Source organism: Pseudomonas sp. SK3(2021), assembly GCF_016772375.1.
GTDB classification, from domain to species: Bacteria; Pseudomonadota; Gammaproteobacteria; order Pseudomonadales; family Pseudomonadaceae; genus Aquipseudomonas; species Aquipseudomonas chlororaphis_I.
The window spans coordinates 876,009-892,024 of sequence record NZ_CP061943.1 but is presented as its reverse complement, the minus strand read 5'-3'; the positions used below and the strand labels follow the sequence as shown (position 1 = coordinate 892,024).

14 protein-coding genes are annotated in these 16,016 nt (G+C 62.1%); 3 read left to right on the top strand and 11 right to left on the bottom strand.

The features are described from left to right. Window positions 1-175: 175 nt before the first annotated feature. The 9 genes from IF690_RS03960 to amaB all read right to left on the bottom strand — a co-directional run bounded on the left by IF690_RS03960 (window position 176) and on the right by amaB (window position 10,421). Window positions 176-943 (bottom strand): SDR family oxidoreductase, encoded by a 768-nt coding sequence (locus IF690_RS03960; protein ID WP_202698918.1) that lies wholly within the window; start codon window positions 941-943, stop codon window positions 176-178. A 709-nt stretch (window positions 944-1,652) separates the two neighbouring features. Continuing rightward, window positions 1,653-1,934 carry a hypothetical protein gene (locus IF690_RS03955; protein ID WP_202698917.1) on the bottom strand — a complete coding sequence of 94 codons (282 nt, stop codon included), beginning with the start codon at window positions 1,932-1,934 and terminating at the stop codon, window positions 1,653-1,655. An 11-nt stretch (window positions 1,935-1,945) separates the two neighbouring features. Further along, on the bottom strand, window positions 1,946-2,665 hold the full coding sequence (locus IF690_RS03950) for an ABC transporter ATP-binding protein (protein ID WP_009046717.1): 720 nt from the start codon (window positions 2,663-2,665) through the stop codon (window positions 1,946-1,948). Beyond that, window positions 2,662-3,537, bottom strand: coding sequence for an ABC transporter ATP-binding protein (locus tag IF690_RS03945; protein ID WP_023970244.1), 876 nt, complete (start codon window positions 3,535-3,537; stop codon window positions 2,662-2,664). Before IF690_RS03945 ends, IF690_RS03950 begins: the two co-directional genes overlap by 4 nt. Further along, window positions 3,534-4,829: a high-affinity branched-chain amino acid ABC transporter permease LivM gene (gene livM, locus IF690_RS03940; protein WP_202698916.1), complete on the bottom strand. Its 1,296-nt coding sequence runs from the start codon at window positions 4,827-4,829 to the stop codon at window positions 3,534-3,536. The genes IF690_RS03945 and livM overlap by 4 nt, the downstream gene beginning before the upstream one ends. A gap of 2 nt (window positions 4,830-4,831) precedes the next feature. Then, entirely contained in the window at window positions 4,832-5,746 is a 915-nt protein-coding gene (locus tag IF690_RS03935) for an ABC transporter permease subunit (RefSeq protein ID WP_009046714.1), read from the bottom strand. A gap of 179 nt (window positions 5,747-5,925) precedes the next feature. Continuing rightward, window positions 5,926-7,062 carry a branched-chain amino acid ABC transporter substrate-binding protein gene (locus IF690_RS03930; RefSeq protein WP_202698915.1) on the bottom strand — a complete coding sequence of 379 codons (1,137 nt, stop codon included), beginning with the start codon at window positions 7,060-7,062 and terminating at the stop codon, window positions 5,926-5,928. Window positions 7,063-7,424: 362 nt separating this feature from the next. Beyond that, complete coding sequence (gene amaA, locus IF690_RS03925) at window positions 7,425-8,708, bottom strand: L-pipecolate oxidase (protein ID WP_202698914.1); 1,284 nt, start codon at window positions 8,706-8,708, stop codon at window positions 7,425-7,427. A gap of 222 nt (window positions 8,709-8,930) precedes the next feature. Beyond that, window positions 8,931-10,421 (bottom strand): L-piperidine-6-carboxylate dehydrogenase, encoded by a 1,491-nt coding sequence (amaB, locus tag IF690_RS03920; RefSeq protein WP_007925211.1) that lies wholly within the window; start codon window positions 10,419-10,421, stop codon window positions 8,931-8,933. Window positions 10,422-10,585: 164 nt separating this feature from the next. Here amaB and IF690_RS03915 point away from each other — a divergent pair, with 164 nt between their 5' ends. The 3 genes from IF690_RS03915 to nadE all read left to right on the top strand — a co-directional run bounded on the left by IF690_RS03915 (window position 10,586) and on the right by nadE (window position 13,765). Then, window positions 10,586-11,491: a LysR family transcriptional regulator gene (locus tag IF690_RS03915; protein WP_202698913.1), complete on the top strand. Its 906-nt coding sequence runs from the start codon at window positions 10,586-10,588 to the stop codon at window positions 11,489-11,491. A gap of 216 nt (window positions 11,492-11,707) precedes the next feature. After that, complete coding sequence (gene pncB / locus IF690_RS03910) at window positions 11,708-12,934, top strand: nicotinate phosphoribosyltransferase (protein WP_202698912.1); 1,227 nt, start codon at window positions 11,708-11,710, stop codon at window positions 12,932-12,934. A gap of 3 nt (window positions 12,935-12,937) precedes the next feature. Continuing rightward, the gene (gene nadE / locus IF690_RS03905; RefSeq protein ID WP_202698911.1) at window positions 12,938-13,765 is read left to right on the top strand and encodes an NAD(+) synthase; all 828 of its coding nucleotides are present in this window, start codon (window positions 12,938-12,940) and stop codon (window positions 13,763-13,765) included. 168 nt (window positions 13,766-13,933) lie between these two features. On the opposite strand, the gene IF690_RS03900 is transcribed toward nadE, so the two are convergent. Next, window positions 13,934-15,265: an IS4 family transposase gene (locus IF690_RS03900; RefSeq protein ID WP_202696895.1), complete on the bottom strand. Its 1,332-nt coding sequence runs from the start codon at window positions 15,263-15,265 to the stop codon at window positions 13,934-13,936. 123 nt (window positions 15,266-15,388) lie between these two features. Then, complete coding sequence (gene azu, locus IF690_RS03895; RefSeq protein WP_202698910.1) at window positions 15,389-15,835, bottom strand: azurin; 447 nt, start codon at window positions 15,833-15,835, stop codon at window positions 15,389-15,391. Window positions 15,836-16,016 lie beyond the last annotated feature (181 nt).

Here is a 16,016-nt window from a genome sequence, read left to right as displayed (position 1 = left end):
GGCTGATTCGGGCCTGAACGGCTGTGTTGCCAAACGCATCAGGCGAGGTGTGTAGCCGCTGCTGCAGGCTGCGATGGTCCGGGCCACGTTGGTCGCAGGACCTTCAGCGATCTTGAGATCCTGCGACCGGTTCCCGGTCGATCGCAGCCTGCGGCAGCGGCTACAGGCGGAACATTCAGCCCTTGGCGTTGCGCTCGATGGCGAAGCCGGCCCAGGTCTGGCTTACCGGCATCAGCTCCAGGCTGTTGATATTGACGTGGGCCGGCGTATTGAGCACCCAGAAGATGGTGTCGGCGATGTCCTGCGGCTGGATCGGCTCGGCACCGGCGTAGGTGGCGTTGTAACGCTCCTGGTCGCCTTTGAAGCGCACCAGGGAGAACTCGCTTTCGCACAGGCCCGGCTCGATGTTGGTCACCCGCACACCGGTGCCTTGCAGGTCGCAACGCAGGTTCAGGGAGAACTGTTTGACGAACGCCTTGCTCGCGCCATACACGTGGCTGCCCGGATACGGATAGTTACCGGCGATGGAACCGAGATTGACGATGCCGGCGCCGCGGCCATGGGCGATCAGCCGTGGCAGCAGCAGGCGGGTGCTGTACATCAGGCCCTTGATGTTGGTGTCGACCATGGTGTCCCAGTCGTCCAGGTCGCACTTGGGCGCCGGGTCGACCCCCAGGGCCAGGCCGGCGTTGTTGATCAGCCCGCGCAGTTTGGCGAAGGACGGCGGCAGGTTGGCGATCGCGTCTTCCATGGCCTTGCGGTCCCGCACATCGAGCACCAGGCCGTGCACTTCGGTCTGTTTCGACAGCTCGGCGCACAGGGCGTTGAGACGCTCTTCGCGGCGACCGGTCAGCACCAGCGACCATCCGGCCTCGGCAAAACGACGGGCACAGGCTTCGCCGAAACCGGAGGTCGCGCCGGTAATAAACAGAGTGGAAGTCATGGTGTTCTCCTTGCTGGGCGTCGAACCGCCGTGGAAATGAAAAATCGTTTCGCAGCATGCCCGGCCTGAATCGCAGCGGCAACCGGAGGTTGCTCCGCCGGGCTAAGTACTGCTCCCTGTAGCCGCTGCCGCAGGCTGCGATCGAGCTCGAAGAGGGCGTGCTCTTCAAGATCGTTGAAAGGCCCTTCGGGCCTTATCGCAGCCTGCGGCAGCGGCTACAGGGATTGGAGCTGTACAAAAAACGTTCGATTGGCGCAAAGCCTCAATCTGCCTAGCCCGCAGCCATATGCACGCACCTTATCCACAGGACGCTCCACAGTCTTTGGGGGCAAGTGTAAAAGTCTGCAAGCCGCTATCCACAGGGGCTGCAGGCGGTTTTAGAAAGTTTTTTGCTTGACCCGGGCACGGTGTCCATGCAGCCCCGGTCGACGAAGGCGACCGGGCGATCAGGCGAGGGATGGCTTCAAGCCAGTAACGACGCTGCCTGGGCGAGTCTTTCCAGAGTTTAGTCACAGACTTATCCACAGGCTTGTCCAGGGTGTTTTCGCCCTTGGCCTGCGACAATAAAAAGGTTGACAACGGCTGCCCAAGGTCCGGCCAAAACGCCTGATCAAAAAACAACCACACGCCTGGAGGCCTCGCCGATCAAGGCGTCCAGCCAGCTACTCCCACGTTACCCACAGCCAGTTCCACAGCAAACGGGGACAAGTCAAAACCGTGGCAAAACAACTATTTGCAGCGTCTTTATGCCGCGTTTTGCCAGCTTGCGCAGAATGTTTTCCACAATTTTCGGCTTCGGCTGTGGACAAGCCCATCTCCCCTCTGTAGCGAGCTTGCCCGCGAAGAACCCGAGAACGACGCGCACATCCAGACAGCCAGCGTCATCGTTGACAAGCATCGCGAGCAACCGAGCGTCGACCGGCCGCTCCTGCAAGATCAGGGGGACAAAAATGCCCCGGCGGCACGGGCCGGCGGGGCAGGTTTCATCCACGGTACGCGGGCTCAGTGCCCGCCCAGATAGGCGTTACGCACCTCCTCGTTGACCAGCAGTTCCTTGCCGGTGCCGCTCAGGCGGATCTCCCCGTTGACCATCACATAGGCCCGGTCCGACAGCTTCAGCGCGTGGTTGGCGTTCTGCTCGACCAGGAAGATGGTCATGCCGGTGGAGGCCAGCTCGCGCAGGGTAGCGAAGATCTGCTTCACCACGATCGGCGCCAGCCCCAGGCTCGGTTCGTCCAGCAACAGCAGCTTGGGTCGGCTCATCAGCGCCCGGGCGATGGCGAGCATCTGCTGCTCGCCGCCGGACATGGTCATGGCCCGCTGGGTCCGACGCTCCTTGAGCCGCGGGAACAGTTCGAACATGCGCTGCATGTCTTCGGTGGCGTACTTGTCGCCGATGGGGATGGTGCCCATCAGCAGGTTCTCTTCCACCGTCATGTCCGGAAACACCCGGCGCCCTTCCGGCGACTGGGCGATGCCGTTGGAGGCGATGTAGTGCGAGGACTTGTGGGTGATGTCCACACCGCGATAGATGATCTGCCCGGACTCGGCCCGCGGCTGGCCGAAAATCGACATCAGCAGCGTGGACTTGCCGGCACCGTTGGAGCCGATCAGGCTCACGGTTTCACCTTCGTTGATGTGCAGCGAGACTTTCTTCAGGGCCTGGATCGGCCCGTAGTACACGTCCAGGTCCTTGAGTTCGAGGATGGGTGCAGTCGTCATACCAGCTCCTCTTCGTCCGCACCCAGGTAGGCGGCAATCACTTTCGGATCGTTGCGGATCGCTTCGGGCCCGCCCTCGGCGATCACGTTGCCGTGGTCGAGCACCACGATATGGTCGGAAATACTCATCACCATGCCCATGTCATGTTCGATCAGCACCACGGTCAGGTCGTGCTCGTCGCGCAGCAGCCGGATCATCGCGCTGAGCGCTTCGGTTTCCTGGGGGTTGAGGCCGGCGGCCGGTTCGTCGAGGCAGATGATCTGCGGCCGGGTGCACATGGCGCGGGCGATTTCCAGGCGGCGTTGCTGGCCGTAGGACAACTCGCCGGCCAGGCGGTTGGCGCAGTCCACCAGGTCCACCACTTCCAGCCAGTAGAAGGCGTGGTCCAGCGCATCGCTTTCGGCCTTCTGGTAACCCTTGGTGTTGAGGATGCCGGACAGCAGGTTGCGGTTGACCCACATGTGCTGGGCCACCAGCAGGTTCTCCAGCACCGACATTTCCCTGAACAGGCGAATGTTCTGGAAGGTCCGCGCCAGGCCCGCCCGGTTCACCAGGTGGGTACCGCCGAACATCTTGTAGAACAGCCGGCTGGCAAAGCGCTTGGGCGACACGAAGTCGGTCACCCGGAACGGCTCGCCCAAGAGCTTGATGACGTTGGTCGGCGTGCCCCGGGTATTCAGGGCGATATGCCCGCCCGTGGCCTTGTAGAAACCGGTCAGGCAGTTGAACACCGTGGTCTTGCCGGCGCCGTTGGGGCCGATCAGGGCGAAGATGGAGTTGCGCTTGACCTCCAGGCTGACGTCGCTCAGGGCCTTGATGCCACCGAAGTGCATCATCAGGTTCTCTACCTTCAGGATCACTTCATCGCTCATGATGCGCTCCTCTCGGTCAGGGCACCCTTGCGCGGGGTCACGCCGGTGCGGCTGATACGAATCAGGCCGCGGGGTCGCCAGATCATCATCAACACCATGAGGATGCCGAACAGCAGCACCCGGTACTCGGAGAAGCTGCGCAGCAGCTCCGGCGCCACGGTCAGCACGAACGCCGCGATCACCACGCCCACGGTCGACCCCATGCCGCCCAGGACCACGATGGCCAGGATCAGCGCCGACTCGAAGAAGGTGAAGGACGAGGGGTTCACAAAGCCCTGGTAACTGGCGAAGAACACCCCGGCCAAGCCAGCGGTGGAGGCGCCGATGGTGAAGGCCGAGAGTTTCACCAGCACGTGGTTCAGGCCCATGGCGCGACAGGCGATCTCGTCTTCGCGCAGCGCTTCCCAGGCCCGGCCGACCGGCATGCGGGTCAGCCGGTGCTTGATGTAGAGCACCAGCAGCACCACGATGAACAGCACGATATAGATGAACAGGAACTTCAGGTTGGGGTTGTATTCCAGGCCGAAGAACTCGTGGAACGGCACCCCGCCATCCTTCGCCCGCCGTCCGAACTCCAGGCCGAAGATGGTCGGCGACGGCACTGGCATGCCGTTCGGACCGCCGGTGAAGGACAGCCAGTTGTTGAGGACCAGGCGGATGATCTCGCCGAAGCCCAGGGTCACGATGGCCAGGTAGTCACCGTGCATGCGCAACACCGGGAAGCCGAGTATGCACCCCGCCAGCGCCGCGGCGAGGGCCGCCAGGGGCAGCACGGTCCAGAAGCCCAGGCCCAGGTACTGGTAACCCAGCGCCAGGCCGTAGGCACCGATGGCGTAGAACGCCACGTACCCCAGGTCGAGCAGCCCGGCCAGGCCGACCACGATGTTCAGCCCCAGGCCCAGCAGCACGTAGATCAGGCCGAGGATGACCACGGTCAGCAGGTACTTGTTGGCGAAGAATGGGAAGACGATGGCGATCACGATCAGCGCCGGGATGATCCAGCGCAGCCGCGACTTGTAGTCCGGCGCCCGCACATGCACGCCGGAGCCGCTGCTTTCGAAGCCCTGGAGGATCTTCAGGCCCTTGGGCGTCTGCAGGAACAGGCTCAAGGCGAAGCGGCCGATCATCACGATCGCCACCAGCCAGCCGACACGGGCCGGTTGCAGGTTGAAGCTGTAGCCCTCGAGTACCACACCCACGATAGGACCGAACACGATCAGCGAGATCAGCCCGGCCAGCACGGCGTCGACGACGCTCTTTTTGATATCAATCGGTTTATTGGCAGCAGACATACTTATACCTTCGCCACGAGTGGGCGACCCAGCAGGCCTTGGGGACGGAAGATCAGAATCAGCACCAGCAGCGAGAAACTGAACACGTCTTTGTAGTCGGAGTTGATCAGACCGGAGAACAGCGACTCGGAGATCCCGAGGATGATCCCGCCAAGCATCGCGCCCGGCAGCGAACCGATGCCGCCGAGTACCGCCGCGGTGAACGCCTTGATGCCGATGACGAAGCCGGCATAGAAGTCGAACGTGCCGTAGTTCATGGTGATCAGTACGCCCGCCAGCGCAGCCATGGCGGCGCCGATGATGAACACGTAGGAAATCACCCGGTCGGTGTTGATCCCGAGGATCGAGGCCATCTTGCGATCCTGCTGGGTGGCGCGGCACATGCGGCCGAGCTTGGTGTACTTGATGATGTAGGTGAGCAACGCCATGCCGGCGAATGCCGCCACCAGGATGAAGATCTTGGTGTAGGTGAGCTGGACGAAACCGGTGCCGATCTCGACCTTCCAGGCGCCGGCCAGCAGCGTCGGTACACCTTGTTGCTTGGCGCCCTGGCTGATCTGCGCGTAGTTCTGCAGGATCAGCGAGATCCCGATGGCGCTGATCAGCGGCGCCAGGCGGGTGGAGTTGCGCAGGGGTTTGTAGGCGACGCGCTCGATGACCCAGCCATAGATCCCCGTCACGACGACGGTGAAGACTAGGGTACCGAGAATGAGCAGCGGGAAGGATTCGATGCCGAAATAGGCCAGCAGAGCCAGACTGATTGCCGCGAGGTAAGCGGAAATCATGTAAACCTCGCCGTGGGCGAAGTTGATCATGCCAATGATGCCATAGACCATTGTGTAGCCGATGGCGATCAGACCATAGACAGACCCGAGGGTCAGTCCATTGATCAGTTGCTGCAGGAAAATACCATCCATAACGCAATCTCACGCATTTGAGAGACTGCACACAGCGGATACGACGGCCTGGGGTTCAACCACCCGCGCAACACGACAGTTGTGCAGCTCTACGAGAAAAGACAGGTACTGCACGGACACGCATGCGGCAGGCCTGCGCCCTCCCCTGGAGGATGGGCCGGCCTGCCCAGACGCTCATGTCACTTCTGTTTTTCCAGCTGGTGGTATTTGCCGTCCTTGTCCCACTGGTAAACCACGTAGTCGGAGACTTTCAGGTCGCCCTTGGCGTCCCAGGTCTTCTCGCCCATCACGGTTTTCACCGGGTTGGCCTTGAGCCACTTGGCGGCGTCTTCGCCCTTGTTGGATTTGGCGCCGTTGAAGCCGGCAGCCAGGGCCTGGACCGATGCGTAGGCATACAGGGTGTAGCCTTCAGGCTCGGTGCCGGCCTTGCGGAAAGCGTCGACCACGGTCTTGCTGTCCGGCAGCAGGCGTGGGTCGGCGCCGAAGGTCATGTACACACCGTCGACGTACTGCGGGCCGCCAGCGGTGGTCACCAGCTCGTCGGTGACGATACCGTCGTCGGACATGAACTTGACGTCTTTCAGGCCCTGCTCGCGCAACTGGCGGACCAGCGGACCGGCTTCCGGGTGCAGGCCGCCGAAGTAGACGACATCGGCACCGGCGGCGCGGATCTTGGTGACCACGGCGCTGAAGTCTTTTTCGCCACGGGTCAGGCCTTCGTACAGCACCGGCGTTACGCCGCGCTTGCTCAGCTGTGCCTTGGTGGCGTCCGCCAGGCCCTGGCCGTAGGTGTCCTTGTCGTGCAGGACCACGACTTTCTTGCCCTTGAGCACGTCGACGATGTAGTCGCCGGCGACGATGCCCTGCTGGTCGTCACGCCCGCACATGCGGAACATGGCGGAGAGGCCACGTTCGGTAACCTGCGGGTTGGTGGAGCCCGGGGTGATGGCGATCACGCCCGCTTCGTCGTACACCTCGGAAGCAGGGATGGTGTTGGAGGAGCAGAAGTGTCCGACCACGCCGATCACCTTGTCCTGGTCCACCAGGCGGTTGGCCACGGCCACAGCCTGTTTCGGTTCGCAGGCGTCGTCGCCCTTGACCAGCACGATCTTCTCGCCGTTGACGCCGCCCTTGGCGTTGATTTCGTCAGCCGCTGCCTGTGCACCCTTCATGTACTGCTCGCCAAATGCCGCGTTGGCGCCTGTCATGGGACCCGCTACGCCGATCTTGATGTCGGCCTGAGCAAACGCAGAAACGCCCAACGCAGCTGCCACTGCGAGGGCCAGAAAGCCTTTCTTGTAAAACGTCTGGGACATGAGGTGGTGCTCCAAGGTTTTTTTAGTTGGCACTGCGACTTCACCGATTGCTCAGAGCAAGGGCCGTGCCATTGGTTTTTTATTCTGAAAAAAGTCGCTCTTTTATTGTTATTTCGACTGTTTCGAGCCCTTTTTTATTGGGCGTGCAACCGTCTAAACCGCGGAAGGTAAAACCCTACAAAACATAAGGCGCAACCCGACTGCGCCATCATTGCAACCACGGTGCAAATCAACGTGCAACCAGCCTGTAACAGCCTGCGTAACCGAACTGCACACTACTGGTGCAGGACTGCTACGCCCCGCACCACTACAGGCTAGTCGCTGCGCCGAAAAGCGCCGCATCGCGCAACATATTTCCTCCGTCAGATAACGATCCGCAGGCACTGGCCCGCGTGATACAGCGAGAACCCGGCCTCGTACAGGCAACTGCGCAAGCCCACGCCCGCCAGGGGCTGCATGGGGGCGAAGGGAATCGGCAAGGCCTGAGGGTTTCCCTTACACAGGTAATCGGCGAACGCCTTGCCAACCACGGTGCCCGTGGTCACGCCCCGGCCGTTGTAGCCGGTGACGGCCACCAGACCGGGCGCCGGCTCGAACAGGCGCATCAGGTGATCGGGGGTAAAGGCGATACGACCGGTCCAGGTGCACTCCCACTCCACTGTCTTCAAGTAGGGGAAATAATGCTGCTGCACCCGGTCGGCCCAAGCCTTGAGGAACCAGGCCGGCTTCTGGTTGCCATTGCCCAGGCTGCCCAGCAGCAGACGGCCGTCGGCGTCCCGGCGAATGCTGCTGAGCACCTGGCGAGTGTCCCAGGAGCCCTGCCCCCCCGGCAGGATCCGCTGCGCGGCTTCCTCGGTCAGCGGCCTGGAGGCGACCTGATAGTAGTAACCGGGGAAAAAGTTGCGCCGCAACTCGGTCCAGTCGCCTTCGGTGTAGGCGTTGGAGGCAATCACCACCTGCTCGGCCAGCACCGAGCCCTGCGCGGTCTGTACCGACCAGCGCTGGCCCTGGCGTTCGAGACGGGTCACCGGCGAATGGTCGAACAGCTGGCCCCCCAGGTCGACCGCGGCCTTGGCCAGGCCACAGACATAGGCCATCGGATTGACCGTGCCGGCCCGGCGATCGAGCAAGGCGGCGGCGATCTTCCTGGTGCCGGTGGCGGTTTCACAGGCCGCCCCGGTCAACAGCTCGACCGGAGCACCCCGGCGTTTCCACTGGGCTTCCCGGCTACGCAGGTCGGCCTCGCCCCGGGCGTTGTGCGCCATGTGCAAGGTACCTTCGCGGCGCAACTGGCAATCGATGCGGTATTTGTCGATCAGGCTGAACACCAGGGCCGGCGCCGCCCCCAGCATGCGGTTGAGCTGGCTGCCGACCGCCTCGCCGAAACCGACTTCGATCTCGTCCGGCGGGATCCACATCCCGGCGTTCACCAGACCCACGTTGCGCCCCGAACCACCGTGACCGGTGCGATGGGCTTCCAGTACACAGACCCTCTTGCCCTGCTCCAGCAGGTGCACGGCGGCCGACAGGCCGGTAAAGCCCGCGCCGATCACGCAGACATCCACCGTGACCTCGCCCTGGAGCGGGGCATTGTCGGGCCTTTGCGGCGTCAGTTTTTCCCACAGGCATTCTTCGCGTAACGGCATTGCCAGACTCCGAAATCAACGAACCACAGACCATGAACCACAGACCATGAACCAGCACCTCCCTGTAGCCGCTGCCGCAGGCTGCGATCGACCGGCACGGTCGCGGCGAACTGAAGGCCGCCGCAGGCTCGACAGGAGATTGGGAACCAAGCTCCTTCGGAGCTTGTCGCAGCCTTCGGCAGCGGCTACAGCGCCCGGCAAGCGGGCGCGATCAATGCCGACTCAATCGAAGGTAATACCCTGCGCCAACGGCAACTCCAGCGAGTAGTTCACGGTGTTGGTCTGCCGACGCATATAGGCGCGCCAGGCATCCGAGCCGGACTCGCGGCCGCCGCCGGTTTCTTTCTCGCCACCGAAGGCGCCGCCGATTTCCGCGCCGCTCGGGCCGATGTTGACGTTGGCGATGCCGCAGTCGCTGCCCACCGCCGACATGAACTGCTCGGCCTCGCGCACATCGGTGGTGAAGATGCAGGACGACAAGCCTTGCGGCACGGCGTTATTCAGGCGCAGCGCTTCGGCGAAATCGCTGTAGCCCACCACGTAGAGAATCGGCGCGAAGGTCTCGCTGCACACCACGTCGCTCTGCTCCGGCATCTCGACGATCGCCGGCGACACGTAATAAGCGTTGGGGAACTGGTCTTCCAGCTGGCGCTTGCCGCCGAACACCCGGCCGCCCTCGCTCAGGGCCTGCTCCAGCGCATCCTGCATATTGTCGAAGCTGTGCTTGTCGATCAGCGGGCCGACCAGGTTGCCTTGCAGCGGATGGCCGATGCGCACCTTGGAATAGGCGGCCTTGAGCCGGGTGACGATTTCGTCCTTCACCGATTCATGGGCAATCAGCCGGCGTAACGTCGTGCAGCGCTGGCCGGCGGTGCCGACGGCGCTGAACAGGATGGCGCGCACCGCCATGTCCAGGTCGGCGCTCGGCCCCAGGATCATCGCGTTGTTGCCGCCCAGTTCGAGGATGCTGCGGGCGAAACGCGCGGCGACTTTCGGCGCCACTTCGCGGCCCATGCGGGTGCTGCCGGTTGCGCTGATCAACGCCACGCGCGGGTCGTCCACCAGCGCTTCGCCGGCGTCGCGCCCACCGATGATTACCTGGCTCAGGTATTCGGGGGCATCGCTGAAGTTCTTCAGTACACGTTCGAACAGCGCCTGGCAGGCCAGGGCGGTCAGCGGGGTCTTTTCCGAAGGCTTCCAGATCACCGGGTTGCCGCAGACCAGCGCCAGGGTGGTGTTCCAGGCCCAGACCGCGACCGGGAAGTTGAACGCACTGATCACCCCGACGATGCCCAGCGGGTGCCAGGTTTCGCGCATGTGGTGGCCGGGGCGCTCGGAAGCGATGGTCAGGCCGTACAGCTGGCGCGACAGGCCGACCGCGAAGTCGCAGATGTCGATCATTTCCTGCACTTCGCCCAGGCCTTCCTGGGTGATCTTGCCGGCTTCCCAGGACACCAGCTCGCCGAGGTCGGCCTTGTATTCGCGCAGCACTTCGCCGAACTGGCGCACCAGTTCGCCACGACGCGGCGCCGGCACCTTGCGCCACAGCTCGAATGCATGCTCCGCGCGACTGACCTGTTGCTCCACCTCGGCCGCGCCCTGCCAGTTCACGGAGGCGATGCGGCTGCCGTCGATGGGTGAATGCACGGGCTGCTTGCCCGATTGATACAGGGCCGGGTTCACACCAAGACGATCAAGCAATGCGGCAACCATGGGTCACTCCTTACAGATGGAAAGCAAAAAAATCGTAGCCGCTGACACGGCTATTCAGATCTGTAGTTGTAGCCGGCCCGAGACTTGCCAACAAACGACGATTAGGCGAGATATCATTCCGTTTATTCATGCTGCGCAGTCGAGACAAGAACAAGGAACCCTCGATGCTGAACAAACGCTACCTGCCCTCGATCACCGCCCTGCAGTGTTTCGAGGCCGTCACCCGGCACCTGAGCTTCACCCGCGCCGCCGAGGAACTGAACCTGACCCAGAGCGCAGTCAGCAAGCAGGTCGCCCAGCTGGAAGAACTCCTGCAGCACCTGCTGTTTCGCCGGGTACGCCGGCGCCTGCAACTGACCCCGGCCGGCGACCTGTACCTGGTGGAGGTGCGCAAGATCCTCTCGCAGATCGAGATGTCGACCCATTACCTGCGTTCCTACGGCGGCGAAACCGAAGTCCTGCGAGTGTCCACTCCATCGACCTTCGGTGCGCGCTGGCTGGTGCCGCGCCTCAAGGGCTGGCGCCTGCGCCACCCGCAGATCCACCTGGACCTGTGCAACGAGCAGGAAGCCGACGACTTGCTGCAGGGCCGCAGCGACATGGCGTTCTACTTCGGCCAGGGCTCGCGGCCCGGTACCGAATGCCTGAAGCTATTCGGCGAAGAGCTGGTGGCGGTCTGCGCCCCCGGCAGCCTGCCGGACAAGCCGTTCACCGACCCGACGCAACTGGCCGGACTGGTGCTGCTGCAGCTGGCCTCGCGGCCGCAGGCCTGGCATGACTGGTTCGACAGCCAGGGTTACCACACCGAGCACAGCTATCATGGCCCGCGCTTCGAAACCTTCTATATGTGCATCCGGGCCGCCCAGGTCGGCTGCGGCGTGGCCCTGCTGCCGCGGTTCCTGGTGGAGGAAGAGCTGGCCGAGGGCAAGCTGGTGCTGGCCTGGGACTACGCGATGCCCAGCCACGATGCCTATTACCTGGCCTACCCTGAACATGCGGCAGAAGTGCCCAAGGTGCGGGAATTCGTACGCTGGATGCTGGAACAGATCGACAGCCCGACGCCGGCCTGATCCGGCAGGGGAGCCAGATGGACGCCATCGCGAGCAAGCTCGCTCCTGCAAGAGCAGCGCAGCACCTGTAGGAGCGGGCTTGCTCGCGATAAGGCCGGCAGCCTCCCTATGCAAAAAACGCTGGCAAAACCCACAGTGGATATGCGCCACTACTGCCTTCATTGAACAAGCTGGAAAGCCGCGCCCTTCATCGCGGCCAGCATGGAGATTCCCGTTATGAGCGAGAGTGTGTTTGCCGATCGCATCGTGCAGAACCTGCTCGACACCGACTTCTACAAACTGACCATGATGCAGGCGGTGCTGCACAACTACCCCAATGTGGAAGTCGAATGGGAATTCCGCTGCCGCAACAGCGAGGACCTGCGCCCCTACCTGGCGGAAATCCGCTATCAGTTCGAGCGCCTGGCCGACCTGAGCCTGAGCGCCGACCAGTTGAGTTTTCTGGAGCGCATCAGCTTCCTGAAACCGGACTTCCTGCGCTTTCTCGGGCTGTTCCGCTTCAACCTGCGTTATGTGCATACCGGTATCGAGAACGGCGAGCTGTTCATCCGCCTGCGCGGGCCCTGGCTGCATGTAATCCTGTTCGAAGTGCCGATGCTGGCGATCGTCAGCGAGGTGCGTAACCGCTATCGCTACCGCGAAGTTGTCCTGGAACAGGCCCGCGAACAGCTGTATCGCAAGTTCGACTGGCTGAGCGCCAACGCCAGCGCCGATGAATTGTCGCACCTGCAGGTGGCCGACTTCGGCACCCGCCGACGCTTCTCGTACCGGGTCCAGGAAGAAGTGGTGAACGTGCTCAAACACGACTTCCCCGGGCGTTTCGTCGGTACCAGCAACGTGCACCTGTCCCGCGAGCTGGACATGAAACCCCTGGGCACCATGGCCCATGAGTGGATCATGGCCCACCAGCAACTGGGGCCACGGCTGATCGACAGCCAGATCGCCGCCCTCGACTGCTGGGTCCGCGAGTACCGCGGCCTGCTGGGGATCGCCCTGACCGACTGCATCACCACCGACGCCTTCCTCAACGATTTCGATCTGTACTTCGCCAAGCTGTTCGACGGTTTGCGCCATGATTCGGGCGATCCGATCGTCTGGGCGGAAAAAGCCATCGCCCATTACCTGAAACTGGGCATCGAGCCGATGAGCAAGACCCTGGTGTTCTCCGACAGTCTGACGCTGCCCAAGTCCCTGGAGATTTTTCGGGCGTTGCGTGGTCGGATCAATGTCAGCTTCGGTATCGGCACCAACCTGACGTGCGATATTCCCGGTGTCGAGCCGATGAGCATCGTGCTTAAAATGACCGCCTGCAATGGCCAGCCCGTCGCCAAGATCTCCGACGAAGCGGGCAAGACCCATTGCAAGGATCCCAACTTCGTCGCTTACCTGCGCCACGTTTTCCAAGTACCTGCCGCCCTTTCTGGCACATCAAGCAAGGAGTGAATCATGCAAGCCGTACAGCGTGAGATTGCTGAACAGCTCAAGGTCCAACCCCCCTTCAAGGACCAGGCCGATCTCGAGGCAGAAGTCGCCCGGCGGGTCGCGTTCATCCAGCAATGCCTGCTCAATTCCGGGCTCAAGACCCTGGTGCTGGGCATCAGCGGTGGCGTCGACTCCCTGACCGCGGGCCTGCTGGCCCAGCGGGCGATACGCGAACTGCGCGCCAGCAGTGGCGACCAGGGTTATCGTTTCATCGCCGTGCGCCTGCCGTACGACGTGCAGTTCGACGAACACGAGGCCCAGGCCTCAATGGACTTCATCGAGCCCGACGAGCGCCACACCGTGAACATCGGGCCAGCGGTCAAGTCCCTGGCCAATGAAGTGGCGGCCTTCGAAGGCCATCAGGCGGTAACCCGGGACTTCGTGCTCGGCAACACCAAGGCGCGGATGCGCATGGTCGCGCAGTACACCATCGCCGGCGCCGCCCACGGCCTGGTGATCGGCACCGACCATGCCGCCGAAGCGGTGATGGGCTTCTTCACCAAGTTCGGCGACGGCGCCTGCGACCTGGCCCCGCTGAGCGGGCTGGTGAAGAACCAGGTGCGCGCCATTGCCCGGTATTTCGGCGCGCCGGAGTCGCTGGTGGAGAAGATCCCTACCGCCGACCTCGAAGACCTGTCTCCCGGCAAGCCGGACGAGGCGTCCCACGGCGTGACCTACGCCGAGATCGATGCCTTCCTCCATGGCCAGCCGGTGCGCGAGGAGGCGTTCAAGATCATCTGCAACACCTACAACAAGACCCATCACAAGCGCGTGATGCCGTTCGCGCCTTGAGGTGATGAGATGACGCAAAAACCCGCCGCGGGAAATCCTCGGCGGGCTTTTTGTTGTGCATTGGCCGGGCTGGCGCTATCGCGAGCAAGCTTCGCTACAAAAACTGTGGGAACGAGGCTTGCCCGCAACCGCCCGCCCACAAAAAAGCGCCCCGAAGGGTAATGCCAGTCAGTTAAGCTGACTGGCATTTTTATTTTTGATCGGATACTTCGGCGATTTGAGCCGGATGGCCCGTGGATAAGCACGCTCTTCCCGGCGATGTGGCAAGACATAGTGCGGGGTCGAGGCATGCAATTCGGCGAGATATTTGGGGATGTTCCCTGAGCGATCCGCAGAAACCCCGTTGATAAACCCCAGGATCGCCCAGGTGCAGGCGGTGAAGCTCAGTTCGCACGGATGGATGCCCGGACAATGGCGGCTCATTTCCACCATCTGATAACGCAACAGGTTGTAGCCCAGCAACACACCCCACAACTCTTGTTCGATCATCTCGGGCGTCTTGCTACGCAGCGTGTAGCTGCTGTTGAGCAGTGTCTGTTTCATCTCCCTGAACCCTAATTCGATCTCCCAGCGATGGCTGTACAGGTCGACGATTTCATCGGATGGGAAGCGCAGCGGGTCGGCCATTGACGTCAAAATCTGACAGACCTTGCCCTTGACGGTTTTGCTCAGGAGCCTTGCAGTCAGGCGCTCCGGCAATCCCGGCCATTGCTTGCGGGCCTGCGGCGAAGTGTTTAACGAGACCACCGCATCCTGACGGCCCAACCGCTGAATCACTTCGTACTGCGCCCCTTTGCGTAACGGCATCAGCCAATGCCGCTCGGTGCCGGCCTGTTGCCACTGATGCAGCAACCCCAGGGAGTAAAAACCGCGATCGAACAGCGTCAGCGAGTGATCCGGCGTGGTGTCGATCAGTTGCTCTGCCAGCTTCATTTCGTTGCTGCGATAGCCGTCAAAGGCACTGCCGATCAACAAATGACTGGTCAGCTCCATTTGGCAAACCATGCGTACCTGAGGAAAACCGGTATCGCCATGTTGATTGCTGGCGGAGTCGTAACGCGCACGGTTTTCGGGTGTATCGGGCGTTCGCCAGACGACGCCATCGACCCCCAGCAAACGCAACCCGGCCCAGGTCGGATGGCCGGCCGCTTCATGCCAGCTTTTCTGTGTCAGATCGAAGACTTGTCGTACGGCCTCGCTGCCCAATCGCCGACGGGCCTGGACTACGGCGCTGGGCGCGACCAGCGGACGTTGCCCAGGCAGCATGATGTTCATGCGACTGACCACATCCCACGCCGACATGCGCCGAAAAAACGCCATGGAGATGACGCACCAAAGCATCATCTCCAAGGGCAAACGGCGCTTGCGCAGAGTGGCCACACCAGCCTGTTCCAGGGCCTGCTCGACCAGAGAGGGGTCAAGCAACGAGTCCAATCCCTCAAGCGAATTGGGGGTTGAGACGATGTTGTGGGTCAGTTCCAGTGCCCGAGCCAGACGCATAAAAAAATCCGATGCCTATTCAGGCATCGGATTTTGATTTCTTGCGGCCAAAGGTCAAGCAGAAGGGCTTAACTGATCGGCATTACCCCGAAGGGCGCTTTTTCATCACGTGGGATCAACCGATCACTTCAGCACCACGGCGCCTTTCATCATCGAGTTGTGGCCCGGGAACGAGCAGAAGAACTCGTAGCTTTCGCCCGCGGCCAGCTTCGACACGTCGAAGGTCACCGAGTCTTTTTCACCAGCACCGATGATCTTGGTGTGGGCGATGACACGGCTGTCGTCTGGTTTCAGGTAGTCCTTGTCGATGCCGGCAGCCATGCCGTCGGTCGCGATGCCGGCCATGTCCGCACTTTTGCTCAGTACCCAGTTATGGCCCATGACGTTCTTCGGCAGGCTGCCGGAATGGGTCAGGTTCACGGTGAAGGTCTTGCAGCTCTTGTCGATGGTGATTTCCTTCGTGTTGAAGGACATCTGGTCGGTGGAGTCGACATCGACCTTGCATTCGGCGGCCATCAGCTGGCTGCTGGCCAGTGTCAACAGGGATACCGCAACGAGTTTGGCAAACATGGTGAATCTCCAAGGCAGGGTTAACAAAATCCATCTGAATCCATGAGGGTGAAGACTGCCTGAATTTTTCACAAGTTCCTATGATTCAAATCAAGAAATTGTATACAACTTTGCGCTATCGGCCTGATCGAGAGAATCAAACAGCCAGCCGACTGCCGCGGACCTATGCTCGGCGCACATC